This window comes from Rhodococcus sp. NPDC057014 (genome assembly GCF_042673295.1).
Classification (GTDB): domain Bacteria; phylum Actinomycetota; class Actinomycetes; order Mycobacteriales; family Mycobacteriaceae; genus Rhodococcus_F.
Genome location: NZ_JBHUSF010000217.1, coordinates 1 through 15,298 on the forward strand (window position 1 = coordinate 1; position 15,298 = coordinate 15,298).

At 65.7% G+C, this 15,298-nt stretch carries 13 protein-coding genes; 10 read left to right on the plus strand and 3 right to left on the minus strand.

From position 1 onward, the window contains the following. The 3 genes from ACFTZB_RS31175 to ACFTZB_RS31185 form a co-directional block, all read right to left on the minus strand. Positions 1-668, minus strand: a 668-nt coding sequence (locus tag ACFTZB_RS31175; protein WP_378437399.1) for an FAD-dependent oxidoreductase, incomplete at its 3' end; no start/stop codon positions are given. Between the two features lie 64 nt (positions 669-732). Next, on the minus strand, positions 733-1,413 hold the full coding sequence (locus ACFTZB_RS31180) for a GntR family transcriptional regulator (protein WP_378437401.1): 681 nt from the start codon (positions 1,411-1,413) through the stop codon (positions 733-735). A gap of 17 nt (positions 1,414-1,430) precedes the next feature. Further along, positions 1,431-1,937: a VOC family protein gene (locus ACFTZB_RS31185; RefSeq protein ID WP_378437403.1), complete on the minus strand. Its 507-nt coding sequence runs from the start codon at positions 1,935-1,937 to the stop codon at positions 1,431-1,433. Between the two features lie 150 nt (positions 1,938-2,087). Between ACFTZB_RS31185 and ACFTZB_RS31190 the strand changes: the two genes are divergently transcribed. The 10 genes from ACFTZB_RS31190 to ACFTZB_RS31235 all read left to right on the plus strand — a co-directional run bounded on the left by ACFTZB_RS31190 (position 2,088) and on the right by ACFTZB_RS31235 (position 15,172). Continuing rightward, positions 2,088-4,265 carry a thiamine pyrophosphate-dependent enzyme gene (locus ACFTZB_RS31190; RefSeq protein ID WP_378437405.1) on the plus strand — a complete coding sequence of 726 codons (2,178 nt, stop codon included), beginning with the start codon at positions 2,088-2,090 and terminating at the stop codon, positions 4,263-4,265. A gap of 3 nt (positions 4,266-4,268) precedes the next feature. Continuing rightward, positions 4,269-5,552: a dihydrolipoamide acetyltransferase family protein gene (locus ACFTZB_RS31195; protein WP_378437407.1), complete on the plus strand. Its 1,284-nt coding sequence runs from the start codon at positions 4,269-4,271 to the stop codon at positions 5,550-5,552. A 477-nt stretch (positions 5,553-6,029) separates the two neighbouring features. Further along, a complete protein-coding gene (locus ACFTZB_RS31200) occupies positions 6,030-7,022 on the plus strand; it encodes a sugar ABC transporter substrate-binding protein (RefSeq protein ID WP_378437409.1) in 993 nt (330 codons plus the stop codon). 73 nt (positions 7,023-7,095) lie between these two features. Next, complete coding sequence (locus ACFTZB_RS31205) at positions 7,096-8,628, plus strand: sugar ABC transporter ATP-binding protein (protein WP_378437411.1); 1,533 nt, start codon at positions 7,096-7,098, stop codon at positions 8,626-8,628. Continuing rightward, positions 8,625-9,614, plus strand: coding sequence for an ABC transporter permease (locus ACFTZB_RS31210; protein WP_378437413.1), 990 nt, complete (start codon positions 8,625-8,627; stop codon positions 9,612-9,614). Before ACFTZB_RS31205 ends, ACFTZB_RS31210 begins: the two co-directional genes overlap by 4 nt. Continuing rightward, positions 9,611-10,603, plus strand: coding sequence for an ABC transporter permease (locus tag ACFTZB_RS31215; RefSeq protein WP_378437415.1), 993 nt, complete (start codon positions 9,611-9,613; stop codon positions 10,601-10,603). The genes ACFTZB_RS31210 and ACFTZB_RS31215 overlap by 4 nt, the downstream gene beginning before the upstream one ends. A 71-nt stretch (positions 10,604-10,674) precedes the next feature. Further along, positions 10,675-11,640, plus strand: coding sequence for a zinc-binding alcohol dehydrogenase family protein (locus ACFTZB_RS31220; protein ID WP_378437417.1), 966 nt, complete (start codon positions 10,675-10,677; stop codon positions 11,638-11,640). A gap of 133 nt (positions 11,641-11,773) precedes the next feature. After that, complete coding sequence (locus ACFTZB_RS31225) at positions 11,774-13,015, plus strand: MFS transporter (protein WP_378437419.1); 1,242 nt, start codon at positions 11,774-11,776, stop codon at positions 13,013-13,015. Between the two features lie 253 nt (positions 13,016-13,268). Further along, positions 13,269-14,354, plus strand: a complete 1,086-nt coding sequence (locus ACFTZB_RS31230; RefSeq protein ID WP_378437421.1) for a sugar ABC transporter substrate-binding protein — start codon at positions 13,269-13,271, stop codon at positions 14,352-14,354. A 14-nt stretch (positions 14,355-14,368) separates the two neighbouring features. After that, positions 14,369-15,172: an ATP-binding cassette domain-containing protein gene (locus ACFTZB_RS31235; protein WP_378437423.1), complete on the plus strand. Its 804-nt coding sequence runs from the start codon at positions 14,369-14,371 to the stop codon at positions 15,170-15,172. The last annotated feature ends 126 nt before the right edge of the window (positions 15,173-15,298 follow it).

The following is a 15,298-nucleotide window of genomic DNA, read 5'->3' on the forward strand; positions in this document are numbered from 1 at the left end:
TACTGCTTCTCGATCTCCTTGGAGACGTCCGCGTCCTCGTTGGGCAGCGCGCGGTCGAGGAACTCGACGATGGTGACGTCGACCCCGTAGTTCTTCAGCACGTACCCGAACTCCATGCCGATGGCGCCGGCGCCGACGATGAGGATCGAACCGGGCAGGTCCCGGGTCATGATCTGCTCTTCGTAGGTGACGACGTTCTTGCTCAGCTCGGTGCCGGGCAGCAGCTTGGTGGTGCTGCCGGTGGCGATGATCGCGTTGTCGAACGTGATCGTCTCGGTGCCGCCCTTGGTCAGCGCGACCTCGATGGTGTTGGCGTCGGTGAAGGTGCCCTTGCCGTCGTACTCGGGGATCTTGTTCTTCTTCATCAGGAAGTGGATGCCCTTGACGCGGCCCTCGGCAACCTTGCGGCTGCGGTCGAACGCGGCGCCGAAGTCGAAGGACGCCTCACCCGAGATACCGAACAACTTGGCCTCTTTTGTGAACAGATGCGCAAGTTCGGCATTGCGGAGAAGAGCCTTCGAGGGGATGCAGCCCACGTTCAGGCACACACCACCCCAGTACTTCTGCTCGATGATGGCAGTGCTCAGTCCCAGTTGTGCCGCGCGGATAGCAGCGACGTACCCACCGGGACCGGCTCCGAGGACAACGACGTCATAGTGTGAGGGCATAGAGGTCTCCCTGGTTCTGCATCGGATACCGTTGTGCGCGAGCGCGTTCAGATTCGCGCGCGACTCACTTGTCGGGTCCGAAGATGTCTGGATGTTGGGTGAGTTCGATACGGGTGCGGCGGATGTGTCCGCGCAGGATGCTCCCCGCGTCGACGTCGTCGCGGCGGGCGATGGCGTCGAGGAGCAGTCGGTGCTCGGCGTTGACGATCCACATGCGTCCGGGCCCGGACAGGGCAACGAACGCCCGCCGGTAGTGCTGGGTGGTGTTCCACAGCCGCACGACATACGACGACAGTGGTTCGACCGTGCATCCGGAATAGCTCAGCAGATGGAACTCTCGATCGAGGTCGAGGAACCCCTGGATGTCGGTGTTGTCCTCGATCCGGTCCTGAATGGACTCGAGGCGGTCGATGTCGGCGGCATCGAGCAGCGGCAGGCTCTCGGCGAGTGCGAGCGGTTCGAGGGACTCCCGCATGCGGTAGATGACATCGACCTCGCTCATGGTCAGGTGGGGTACCCGCGCCCCCTTGTTGGCCTGCAGCTCGGTGAGCCCCTCGGTTTCGAGCATGCGCAGGGCCTCGCGGACGGGCAGGCGGCTGAGACCGAACTGTTCGGCGATGTCCTCTTGTCGAATGCGTTCACCGGGACCGATTGCGCCACTGAGAATTTGTGCGCGCAGGTGCTTCGCGACGCGTTCGCTGGCGGCTTCGCTGCCGCTCGCCGCGGCAGGTTCTTCCTTCAACACGTTCGGTCTTCCGCCTTTTAGTTCTGACGATCGAATGCTTTGCCGTTCGGATACGACACTAGCTCGAACTGCATGCCCCACGGAGACAGGAAGTAGACCCAGCGCTGGCCCTCGCTGGGGCCCTTGCTGACGGTGGGTTCGCCCAGCACGGTGATGTTGTTCTCACGCAGGTAGTCGACGGCCTTGTCCAGATCGTCGACGTACAGGGCGACGTGGTGCCCGCCCACGTCGCTGTTTCGCGGCGGCACGGTGTCCTGATCGGGGGCGCTGTATTCGAAGACCTCGAACACCGCGGCCCCGCCGCACCGGAAGAAGTGCAGCTGATTCATCACCGCACGGGGGTGCACGTTCAGGTGCTCGTGCATCCAGTTGCCCTGCTCGTCCAGGTAGGGGCCGAGGGTGTACATGTACTCGCAGCCGAGCACGTCGACGAAGAAGCGCCGCGCCTGTTCGAGGTCCGGGACGGTAATGCCGACATGGTCGAGTCGTTGCACTCCGGGTAGGCCGACGCCGGTGGGGCTCATTCCATCACTCCAAACTCAGTCAAAACACGTAATGGCACCATTTTGGCGCATTCATCACCATACTCCTCGGGTTTTAACGAGCAAGAACTAGATTTTGGATCCAATGTGTGGGTATGGTGTGACGGCCGACTCAATCTGCTTGGAGACTTCATGAGCACCCATACCCCCTTGGAACCCGCGTCCCCGTGGGTCGAGGTCGCCACGACCATCGACGACTGGGATGCCGCCGCACCCGAACTGCTCGAGAACATGCTCAGCCACCTCACCCTGATCCGGGTCTTCGAGGAATACGTCCTCGACCTCGCCGGACAGGGCCTGATCCACGGCCCGGCGCACTCGAGCATCGGGCAGGAGGGCGGCGCGGTAGGCTCCGTCCTTCCGCTGACCTCCGATGACTCGGTCAATGGATCCCATCGTGGGCACCACCAGTTCCTGGCCAAGGCGCTGCATCACGTCGCCCCCAAGGGCATCGACCCGCGCGAGGACCTCACCGACGACATCCGCACGGTCCTGTTGCGCAGCCTCGCCGAGATCTGCGGCCTCTCCCGCGGATTCGGGCATGGCCGGGGCGGGTCCATGCACCTGCAGTGGGAAGAAGCCGGCGCGATCGGCACCAACGCGATCGTCGGTGGTGGAGTGCCGCTGGCCGCCGGCTACGCCTGGGCCCACCGTCATGCCGGCACCGACGCGGTCGCGGTGACCTACTTCGGCGACGGCGCGATCAACATCGGATCCACCCTGGAGACGTTCAACCTCGCCGCCGCGTGGAAGCTCCCGATCTGCTTCTTCATCGAGAACAACCGCTATGCCGTCTCGACCAACGTCGAAGAGGCGACCGCCGAACCGCGGCTGTCCGCGCGCGGCCTGGGCTTCAACATTCCCAGCTGGAAGGTCGACGGCATGGACGTGCTCGCCGTCCACACCGCGATGAACGAAGCACTCGAGCACATGCGCTCGGGCAAGGGCCCGACCATGATCGAGGTCGACGTCTACCGCTACTTCCACCAGAACGGTGCCTTCCCCGGCAGCGCCTTCGGCTACCGCAGCAAGGACGAGGAGAAGGCCTACCGCCACCGCGATCCCATCGAGCAGCTTTCCGGGCACCTGCAGCGCCGCGGAATCCTCGACGCCGACCAGATCGAGCAGGTCTCGGTCCGCGCAAAGGCCGTGATGGCCGAACTCGGCGCCGTCATCCTCGAGCCGCTGCCCGGCGGCAAGCCCGGCCAGCGGCGCATCAAGCCGGACGAGTGGCCCGACCCCGACTTCCGGGATGTCGGTGTGCGCGGCGATCTCTCGGAGTTCGACGGGGTGCAGTTCGTCGACCGCGACACCTTCGGCGGCGAGATCGCCCAGTCGAAGTTCGTCGAGTCCATCGCCGGCGTCCTCGGACGTCAGATGGAAACCGACGATTCCGTGGTGATCATGGGTGAGGACATCCACCGGCTCAACGGCGGCACCAACGGAGCCACCCGCGGGCTGGCCGAGAAGTTCCCCGACCGGATCCTCGGAACCCCGATCAGCGAGAACGCCTTCACCGGCCTCGGCGGCGGGATGGCCCTGGACGGCCGCTACAAGCCGATCGTCGAGTTCATGTACGCCGACTTCATGTGGGTGGCCGCCGACCAGCTGTTCAACCAGATCGGCAAGGCACGGCACATGTTCGGCGGCGAAAACGACGTGCCGTTCGTGCTGCGCAGCAAGGTCGCGATGGGCACCGGATACGGTTCCCAGCACTCGATGGACCCGGCCGGCATCTTCGCCACCGCCCCCGGCTGGCGCATCGTGGCGCCGTCGACCCCGTTCGACTACGTCGGCCTGATGAACACCGCGCTGCGCTGCAAGGACCCGGTCGTCGTCCTCGAACACGTCGACCTGTACAACGCCAAGGGCGACGCGCCGGTCGACGACTTCGACTACCTGCTGCCCATCGGCAAGGCTGCGTTGCGCCGTGAGGGATCCGCGGTCACCGTGATCACCTACCTGGCCATGACCAAGTACGTCCTCGACGCGGTCGACGAGGGCGGATTCGACGCCGACGTCATCGACCTGCGCTGGCTCGACCGCGCCAGCATCGACTGGGACACCATCGAAGCCAGCGTCAAGAAGACCAACCGGATCGTCATCGCCGAGCAGGGCGCAATCGGTACCTCCTACGGCACCTGGCTGGCCGACGAAATTCAGCGGCGATTCTTCGACTGGCTCGATCACCCCATCGAACGGGTCACCGGCGGAGAAGCCTCACCGTCCATCAGCAAGGTCCTCGAACGCGCCGCCATCGCACAGTCCGACGAGGTCACCGCCAAGCTGACCGAAATCCTGGAGTCCTGAGACATGCCCACATTGCTCCGCATGCCCGGTGTGGCTGCCGACTCGACCGAGGCGATCCTCGCCGAATGGCAGATCCCGGAGAACACCCCGTACGCACAGGCCGACGCGATCGCGACCGTCGAAACCGACAAGGCCGCCGTCGACATCGAGGCCGAGACCGCCGGTGTCATCATCAAGTATCTCGTCGACCCGGGTACCTCGGTGGAGGTCGGCGCTCCGATCGCCCTGACCGGTGCCGAGGGCGAAACCGTGTCCGATCTCGACACCGTCCTGCGGGAACTCGGTGTCGCCGCCGAGGAGTCGTTCGCGAATCCCTCGACCGAACCCACGCCGGTCTCGACCACCGAACCCCAGGCCGGCGCTCCGGCACTGGCGTCCACCAACGGTCACGGCCGGCGGCTGTTCGCCACTCCCCTGGTCCGTAAGCTCGCCGGGGAGGCCGGTCTCGACCTGGCTCAGGTCACCGGAACCGGCCCGGGCGGACGGATCGTGCGCCGCGACATCGACAAGCTCCTTGCCGGCGGCCCGGCGCCGCAGACACCACCCGCTCCCCCGGCCCCGGCGAACACCGCACCGGTCGCCGCGCCGGCCCCGACACCGGTGGCCTCGGGCTACACCGACGAGCCGCACTCGCGTCTGCGGAAGGCAATCGCCACCCGGCTCACCGAGAGCAAGCAGAACGCCCCGCACTTCTATGTCCGCGGAACCTGCCGCGTCGACCAACTCTTGGCCGTGCGCAAGCAGATCAACGAGGCGTCGCCGAGCAAGGTGTCCGTGAACGACCTGGTCGTCAAGGCCGCGGCGCGCGCCCACATCCTCGTCCCTGCGATGAACGTGATCTGGACCGAGGAGGCGACACGTTCGTTCGACACCGTCGACATCTCGGTCGCCGTAGCCTCCGCACGCGGGCTCGTCACACCGGTGGTCCGTGATGCGGCGCGGCGCAGCGTCTCCTCCATCGCCGCGGACACAAGCGATCTCGCGCAGCGTGCGCGGGATGGGAAACTGCAGCAGAGCGAACTCGAAGGTGGCACTTTCACCGTCTCCAATCTCGGGATGTACGGCACCGAAGAGTTCGCGGCGATCATCAACCCGCCGCAGTCAGCCATCCTGGCGGTCGGCGCGGCACGGCAGGAGCCGGTCGTCGTCGACGGCGAGCTCGCGGTCGCCACGGTCATGCACGTAACGCTGTCCGTCGATCACCGTCCGGTCGACGGGTCCACCGCGGCCGAGTGGATGCGCGCCTTCATCGGCATCATCGAGAACCCCTTCCAGATCCTGGTCTGAGTTTCACCACCCCGCTCCGCCGTCCCCCGCTCGTTCGGTCACGAGCACACGACAGCGGCGGAGAGACGGTGATCCTCGGTCACAGACTGCTGCCCCCGCGTCGGTTCACACTCGCGGGGGCAGCTCCCATCCCGCCGCTCCCATATCCAGTCGGCGCACCTGCACGGACCCCACCCCGTGCGGGTGCTTCGTCGTGCCCGCACCCCGCTCACCTGGGCTTACGCCCGGACCATCGCGTCCCTCGCCGATTACGCAACGAATCACATCTCCCTATTGCAATCGTTTGTAGTGAGCTTTAGTGTCGTAGCCCATAGACGTGGATCACACTGTCGTGCAGTGAGAGAGGTAGCGCATATGAGGGCGTCACGCAGGACCGGGGCGGTGGCCGCCGTGATCGCTGTAGTGGTGGCACTGCTGGCGACAGCATGCGGAGGAAACTCCGACGCCAGCGAGGGTCAAAAACGCATCGTTGTTCTGATGCCGTCGAGCTCGAACAACTATCTCGCCGAATGGCAACGCGGCTTCAAGAACGAAGCCGGTGAGCTGGGCTATTCGGTCAAGATCGTCGAGAACAACTTCGACCAGTCGGAGCAGGACGTCCAGGTCCAGCAGGCCTTGGCGACCGCAAAACTGCCTGATCTGTTCATCTTCTGGCCGGCCGATGCCAAGTCCGGTTTCGCGTCGCTGCGCCAGCTGTACAAGAGCGGAGTTCCCACCGTGGTGGCCAACCAGCCACCGGTCGGGGAGGCACAGCAATTCATGACCTTCTACGCGGGGGTCAACGACTACCTGAACGGCGAGACGTCGGGTGAGCTGATGATGAAGGCCCGGGAGCAGCTCGAGCGCGTGCGGCCGTTGTCCAGTCCCGCGGGCAATGTCCTGGAAGTGAAGTTCGAGGCCGGCTATCAGGCGTCGGACGCGCGCAGCCAGGGGTTCCGGGATGCGTCCGCGGCCGAGCCGTTCGACATCGTGGCCTCCGAGTACGCGGGATTCGACAACGAAACCGGCTACAAGACCACGTCCCAGCTCATCGCGGCCAACAAGGCGAAGGGCATCGACTTCGTCTACGCCCACAACGACGCCCTGGCGACCGGTGCCATTCGCGCCCTCGAGGAGGCGGGATACACCCCCGGGAAGGACGTGATGGTGGTGGGCGGCAACTGCACCGGTGACCTCACCGGCGTCGCGCAGGGCAAGCAGTTCGGGACCGGCCTGCAGGCCGCCAAGCTCGAGGGCCTGTACGTCGCCGATGTCGTCAACCGCTACCTGACCACCGGCGCGCAGGTCACCGACGGTGAGGTGGACGCACCGGCGCAGCCCGACACGCCCACCCAGCAGGCGCAGGTCAGCCGCTTCAACTACATCCCCAATCCTCCGGTGACCTTCTCCGACGACCAGGCCGCGAACGCGACGACCCTCGACGACACTCACCTGTGGGGCTACAACATGCGCGAATTGTGCACGTACTGAGGATGTCTCGTTCGATGAGAGCCGCAGAAACAATTCCCCCTTCCCGCGCACTTACCGATAGTGGAGTCTCCCGATGACACAAGACAGCCAGCCATTGCTGACCATGTCCGGTATCTCGAAGCGATACGGGCCGGTCCAAGCCCTCGACAATGTGTCCTTCGAACTGCGAGCAGGCGAGGTCATGGCGCTGCTCGGCGAGAACGGCGCCGGCAAGTCGACCACCGTGAAGGTCCTCTCCGGGTTGGTGACACCCGACTCCGGCACGATCACCATCGACGGCAAGCCGACCAACCTCGGATCGGCGGCCGCATCGCGTGCCGCCGGTATCGCGGTCGTCCAGCAGGAACTGAGCCTGGTGCCCACGCTGACCGCAGCCGAGAACATCTTCTTCGGCGGCACCTTTTCCGGACTGTGGACCGGCAAACGCCTGGCCGCTGCCGCCCGCCCCTATCTCGACCAGGTCGGTCTCGACCACATCGACCCGCGAACCTACGTCAGTTCGCTCTCGGTCGGTGAGATGCAGCTGGTCGAGATCGCACGCCTGCTCGCCCGCGACGCCCGTATCCTCATCCTCGACGAGCCGACCGCGGCGCTGTCCGACGTCGAGATCGTGCGGGTCAAGCGGGTCGTGCGCCAGCTCGCCGACTCCGGCCGAGCGGTGATCTACGTCAGCCACCGACTCGGTGAAGTGTTCGAGATCGGTGATCGCGCCACCGTCTTCCGCAATGGCAAGAGTTCCGAGCCGGTCGCACTGTCGAGTCTGTCGATCGAAACCCTCGTCGAGAAGATGCTCGGCCGCCGCCTCGGCGAGATGTTCCCTCCCCGCGCAACCACTTTCGGCGATGTGCGGCTCGAGGTCAACGCCCTGGAAACCGTCGGACTCGAAGCGCCGGTGTCGCTGCGGGCCCGACGCGGGGAGATCCTGGGTCTCGGCGGCCAGCTCGGCTCGGGCGCTCCCACCGTGCTGCGCGCCATCGCCGGTGTCGCGCAGACGACCAGCGGGACGATCACCGTCGATGGCACCGACATCACCCATCGTTCCGCCCGTACCTCGATGCTGGCCGGTGTCGCGTACTGCTCGGACGACCGCAAACGCGACGGGATCTTCGCCAACAAGACGATCCTGCACAACCTCACTTCCGCATCACTGGACCGGGTGAGCTCCGCCGGATGGATCTCGGCGACCGATGAAGTCGCCATGGCCAAGGGAATCTGCGGGAAGTTCACCATCGACCCGAAACGGCTGTATTCGTTCGCCGGCAACCTTTCCGGTGGAAACCAGCAGAAAGTGGCGTTGGGCAAATGGCTCGGCATCGAGCCGAACATCTTGCTCGTAGAAGAGCCCACGCGAGGAGTCGACGTGGGCGCGCGCGCCGAGATCTACGGACATCTCCGCAAGCTCGCCGACGAGGGCATGACCATCATCTTCGTTTCCAGCGACCTACCCGAGGTGATCGGGCTCGCGGACACTGTCGCCACGTTCTACCGCGGACGCCTGGTCCGATGCGTTCCGGCCGGCGAGGTCACCGAAGCCTCGGTCATGCGCGACGTCACGCACAGCCAAGAGCACCACGGCACCACTCAGACTCTAGGGGCATCCTCATGACCGCCGTTCAGACCCTGGCCAGCAACGCGAATCCACCCACTCGGACCGGAAAGCTGCGGTCGGGCTCGATCGTCAATATCGTCCTGATCACCGCGGTCGTCGCCTTGCTCGTGTACGGGCAGCTCACCCAGCCGACGTTCCTGTCGATGGACAACCTGATCACGGTCCTGCGCGCGGCGGCCCTGACCGGCATCGCGGCGATCGGCATGACGTTTCTGACGCTGTCGGGCAACTTCGTCTCGCTCTCGACCGAGCAGACCGCGATCTTCTCGGGAATCGTGTTCGCGATGTCGCTGGCGGCAGGATGGCCGCTGCTTCCGGCCATCCTGGTCACCTTTGTGGTGGCGGTCGTCCTCGGCGTCATTCAGGGTGCAGTCGTCGCGCTGGGCATGAACGCAATCGTGACCACGCTCGGCGCCGGTGCCGCGATCCTGGGCCTGGCCAGCGTCATCACCGCGAACCGCACCATCAACACCCACACCGACACCGCGAACTGGCTGGGCACCTCCCGACCTCTCGGCGTTCCCATTCAGGTCATCATCTTCGCCGTGCTCGTCGCCGTCACCATGGTGGTGCTCAAGAAGACCACCTTCGGCCGATCGGTCATGCTTCTCGGCGAAAACCGGGAGGCCGCCAAGGCCAGTGGGCTCAAGGTCGCATCGGTGATCATCCGCTCGTTCATCATCGCCGCCGTCTTCGCCGCCATCTGCGGGATCCTGCTCATCTCCCAGGTCACCCAGGCCAAGACGACCAACTTCGACGGTCTGAACATCGACGTCGTCGCGGCGGTCCTGATCGGAGGCACGGCCATCGGTGGCGGCGAGGGCTCCACCCTGCGGACCGCCCTCGGTGCGATCTTCATCGCCCTGTTGACCAACTACATGCTGATCAGTCAGTTCCCCTACGGCGAGCGGCTGGTCATCCAGGGACTCGTCGTCGCCGTCGCCGTCGTCGGGTTCCATCTCATGCGAAAGAAGGCGAAGTGAACACCTACCGCTTCTTCACCTCGACCCTCATCGGTCGGATCGGGATCCTCATTTTCGTCTGGATGGTCTTCGCCATCGGCAATCCCGACTACGCCTCGATGAACAACCTCTACGCGATGCTCGAAGGGTTCGCCCTCGTCGGCCTGATCGCGGCGGGACTGGCGGCCACGATGATCGTCGGCGAACTCGATCTGTCGGTGGGCTCGGTTGCCGCCGTCGCCGGCATCATCGCGGTCAAGACCTCGCACCTGGGCCTGGTCGGGTGCGTCGCACTCACCGTGGCGCTCGCGATCGTCTACGGCATCGTTCAGGGATACATCGTCGGCAAGACCGGTATCAATTCCCTGGTCTTCACCATCGCCACGCTCATCGGCATGCGGGGGGTGGCGTATGCGCTGGCACCGACGCCGGTACAGATGCCCCTCGCGCGGCTGACGATGAGCGACGCACTGATGCAGCGACTCTGGATCTTCTCACCGTTCAGCATCATCACCCTGATCGTGCTCACCGCCATCGGACTGGTCTTCGCCTACACCACCTGGGGACGTGAACTGTACGCCTTCGGTGGCGGCCGCAACGAGGCTCGCGCGGCCGGGCTGTCCACCATGCGGCCGCTGATCCTCGCGTTCGGGATCTCCGGCGGGTGCGCCGGCCTCGCCGGGGCGATGGCCTCGCTCAAGTCCGGTGCGGCGGCCCCCTTCTCCTTCGAGGCGTTGCTGCTCACCGGCGTCACGGCCGCCCTCGTCGGAGGCATCAGCCTCTACGGCGGCCGCGGCACGATGTTCGGCGTCGGAATCGGCATCCTCACCGTCCAGTTCCTCGTCTCCGGGTTCTCCTCCATCGGGGCACCGACCTACGTGGGATCACTGGCCACCGGCACCCTGCTGCTGGTCGTGCTGCTCGTCGAATTCCTCACCGACAGCCCGCAAGTCAAGGAATGGCGCACCCGCCGCGCCTTCGCCAAACGCCTCGCGGCGGCCCCGGCCTGAACCCGACACCCACTCTCGATATCCACCGCCCGGCTGTGCTCGATCGCGCGCCAGCAGCCCGAAGAGGACCAATGAAAGCATTACGATTCGCCCGCACCGGGACGCTCGACTCCCTCAGCTATGACGAGATACCCGCTCCCGTCCCCGCGCAGGACGAGGTCCGGGTGAAGGTGCACGCGGCCAGTGTCAACCCGAGCGATGTGAAGAACGTCCTCGGCAAGTTCTCGTACACGACCCTGCCGCGGACCCCCGGGCGCGACTTCTCCGGCGTGGTGGTCGACGGCCCCACCCACCTGGTCGGCACCGAGGTATGGGGCAGCGGAAAGGAACTCGGCTTCACCCGCGACGGGTCGCACGCCGAATTCCTCACCGTGCCGGCAGCCGGAGTATCCCGCAAGCCACACAACCTCACCTTCGGCCAGGCCGCCAGCTGCGGCGTCCCCTACCTCACCGCACTCGAAGCTCTCGATCGCGGCGGCGTCCACACCGACACCACCGTGCTCATCATCGGGCTGGGAGCCGTCGGCAAGGCGGCTCTGGCCCTCGCTCAGGCCCGGGGGGCACGCGTCGCCGTCGCCGCACGCCGCCCCGCGCACCTCGAGCAGGCCGCACGACAGGGTGTTGCGACGATCGCCCTGACGAAGCGGGACGGATTCCCGGCCGCCGCGCGTGAGCACTTCACCGACGGTGCGGAGGTCGTCTTCGACACCACCGGCTATTGGCTGCCCTCCGCCGTTTCCGTGCTGGCGACCGGCGGGCGTATCTGTGTCATCGCGGCCCCCGCCAACGGATTCGAGTGCATCCCTGTGCTCGATCTGTACCGGCGCGGTGGAACCATCGTCGGCGTCAACTCGCTGCTGCACGACTCGGTCGCCAGTGCCGCGGTTCTCGACACACTCCGGTCCGCGTTCGAATCGAATGCACTGCCGCTACCCGGTGCGACGGTCGGCCGCCCCCCCGAACTGGGGATCCAAACCTACCGTGACATCCACGGCGGAGCCGGGGACAAGTTCGTGCTCGAGTTCGCCGGCGCCTGACGTCGACAGCCGCGGGGTTCGGCGCGGGTGATCCGAGCCCCGCGGACGACAGTGTCCGGAAACGACAGACGGGAGAGACAGTGGCGGACAGCGGTCGACATCGGCGGCGCGGTGGCGTGGCCAGCCCTACAGCATGGTGACCGCGCACCGACGCCGCCTCCCCGGTGACCGGCTCACCGCCTTCGGGGCGACCGCAGCGACCCTTGCGGTCACCCTGGCGTTTCCGGTGGCACCTGCCGCGTTGTGGCCGCTGTACCAGCAGCGGGACGGCCTCGATGCGCTGACGGTGACCCTGATCTTTGCCATCTACGCCGTCGGGGTGGTCACCAGCCTGTTCTTCGGTGGGAATCTCAGCGACAGATTCGGTCGTAAACCTCTTCTCATCGGGGCCCTGCTGATCGAGGCGACCTCGGCCGTGATCTTCCTGGTCTGGTCCGACGTGGCCGGGCTGTTGCTCGCCCGGCTGATCTCGGGCATCGGCATCGGAATCATCACCGCCTCGACGGCCTCGTACCTTCTCGAACTGCACCGGCGAGCGCGACCCGGCCAGCCGCAGGATCGTGCCCAGGTCGTCTCGACGCTGGTGACTCTCGGTGGCTTCGGCATCGGCGCCAGCACCGGGGGAATGCTCGCCAGCTGGGCACCGCATCCCCTGTCGCTGCCTTTCGCCCTGTTCCTCGGCCTGTTCCTGGTGGCCCTTGTCTGCGCCCTGCGGCTACCCGAAACCGTCACACCTGCTCCCGGCCCCCGGTCGTGGTCGGTGCAGCATATTCGGGCGCCGCGACACCACCGGGGTGCCTACTTCGCCGCGGCAGGCACCGTGTTCGCGGTCAACACCCTGTTCGGCAGCTTCAGCGCGCTGGCACCGGCCGTCCTGGCCTCCACGCTCGAGGTCACCGCACCGGCGATCGGCGGCTGCGCGGTCGCCGTGATGTTCCTCGCCGCCGGCACGACACAAGTCTGCCTGCGCCGGATGCCCGCCCCTCGCCAACTCACGGTCGGTCTGGCCTTGTTCGCCGCCGGCACCCTCGGGCTGGTCGCGGCCCTGGCGATGAACTCGGGGCTCGGTTTCGCCGCCGGTGGCGTCGTCGCGGGCGCCGGCGGCGGTGTGCTGTTCAGGACGGCCATGACGCAGGGCGGTCAACTCGGCGACAGCAACGCGCGAGCAGAAACCCTCGCGGGACTGTTCCTGTCCTTCTACGCCGGAATGATCCTGCCCGTCGTCGCCATCGGCGCTCTCGCACGACTGATGCCCTTGGGCACCAGCTTCGCCCTCGTCTGCACGACAGGCCTTCTCCTCGCCGGACTCAGCTCCGCGGGACTGGCCACACCATTGCGACACAGCGCGATTCGAACAAATCCGTTCAGGCACTGACGACCTGGGCGGGCCCCGAGGTCACGAACAGGTACGCACGGGAGCGGTGCCGCTGTAATCCGTAACCAACTCCGACCCCTATGTGACCCTTGACACGGTTCCAGAGGTGGGCAACACTTACCTCAACGCAGTTATGCAAAGGATTGCAGTGACCGGTTAGGGGCCCCCTACAACAGCGGGACAGCGCACCTGTCGACCAATCCAGCGAACCGCTCTGCGCACAGATCTCAGCACCGTCAATCAGGAGAATTCCATGAGGAGACGTTTCCTCGCGTTCGGCACCGCACTCGCGGTGGCCTCGCTGACCCTTGCCGGGTGTGCCGCCGGCGGCACCGGCGACGGCGGCAAGAAAGTGTTCTTCTTGTTGCCGAACTCGACGACCACGCGGTTCGAGCAGCGGGATGCGCCGTTGTTCACCGACTACATGAAGCAGTTCTCCCCGGATGCGTCGGTGACGGTGCTCAACGCCGAGGGGGATCCGGCCAAGCAGCAGAACCAGGTCAACGACGCGCTCACCCAGGGTGCCTCGGCGATCGTGCTGGTCGCCGCCGACGCCAACCTGGCGGCCGGGTCGCTCGCGGCCGCGAAGCAGGCGCAGGTGCCGGTGGTGCTCTACGAGCACGACGCGGTCGGCGGCCCCGCCGACGCCCAGGTGCTGTTCGACGCCCTTTCCGTCGGCCGCCAGCAGGGTCAGCGTGCGGCCGAGCTGATCAACGCGATGCCCGGTCAGGGTCTGAAGATCGCGCGGGTGAAGGGCAACCCCGGCGAGTACGGGACGAACCAGTACCAGAAGGGGCAGGACGAGTTCTTGCAGCCGCTGATCGACAGCGGCAAGATCCAGGTCGCGTGCGACAAGAACATCACCAACTGGGACCCGGTCCAGGGACAGGCGTTCGCCGAGGACTGCCTGACCAAGGAGAACAACAACATCAACCTGTTCGTGACGATGAACGACGGTCTGGCCGGCGGCATCGTGGCGGCGCTGACCTCGCAGGGCCTGGTCGGCAAGATCCCCGTCACCGGCGGCCAGAACGGCGACCTCAATGCCCTGCAGTTCATCGCCCAGGGCAAGCTCGACAACACCATCTTCAAGGATCTGTCGATTCAGGCGAAAGCCGCAGCGCAGGTCACCGCCTCGATCATCGAAGGCAAGGGCGTGCCGCAGGACATGGTCAACGGTGAGGTCGACAACCAGTTCGCACAGCTCCCGGCGGTGTTCCTTCCCGTCCAGAACATGACCAAAGACACCCTCGGAGACGCGGTCAACCTCAACGTCTGGTCCTGGGACCAAATCTGCCAAGGCGCGGAACAGTCCGACGTCTGCAAAACACATCTGTGAGAGAGGACAAGGACATGACATTGGCGCCCGAGACCAACGCTGCCCACACAGTTCCGGGGGAAACCCTGCTGGAACTGCGCAACATCTCCAAGCACTTCGGCGGGGTGCGTGCCCTGAGCAACGTCGACCTACAGATCAAGGCCGGTGAGGTTGTCGGCCTCGTCGGTGACAACGGTGCCGGCAAGTCGAGCTTGGTCAAGACGATGTCGGGCATCTACCGACCGGACGAGGGAGAGATCCTCTTCCGCGGTCAGCCCGCGGACCTCAAGGGACCGAACGACGCGAAGGAACTCGGCATCCAGACCGTCTACCAGGACCTCGCCCTCTGCGACAACCTCGACGCCGTACAGAACCTGTTCCTCGGCCGGGAGTTGGCCGGGCCCCGGCTGTTCGGTGCTCGCATCAAACGCGCCCAGGCCGAGCAGCGAGCACGTGAGGTGCTCAAGCGGATGCGACTGGACAGCATCTCGCTGACCCGACCCGTCGGTGCAATGTCCGGTGGTCAACGGCAGAATATCGCGATCGCACGGTCGATCCTGTGGACGCCGACGGTGGTGTTGTTCGACGAACCCACCGCAGCCCTGAGCCACACCGCCGCCCTGAAGGTCAGCGAGCTCATTCGCAACCTTGCCGACGAGGGAATGGGGGTGCTCGTGATCTCTCACGACATCCACCAGTTCGTCGTCGAAGCCACCGACCGCGTCCTCGTTTTGCGACTCGGACGCATCGTCGCTGAATACAAGTCAAAGGAAGTGACCGGCGAAACCATCGTCAATGCGATGGTCGGCGGCAATGAAGGGGTGAACTCCGCGCGATGACTACAACATTGAACTCGCCGACCGTGAACGAATCCACTGAAGGCCGCGGCCGCCGCGCCAAGGCGCGGATGCTCGAGCTGCTGTCCACCGACTTCCGAGCACTACCTGTTCTCGCAGGCCTGGTTC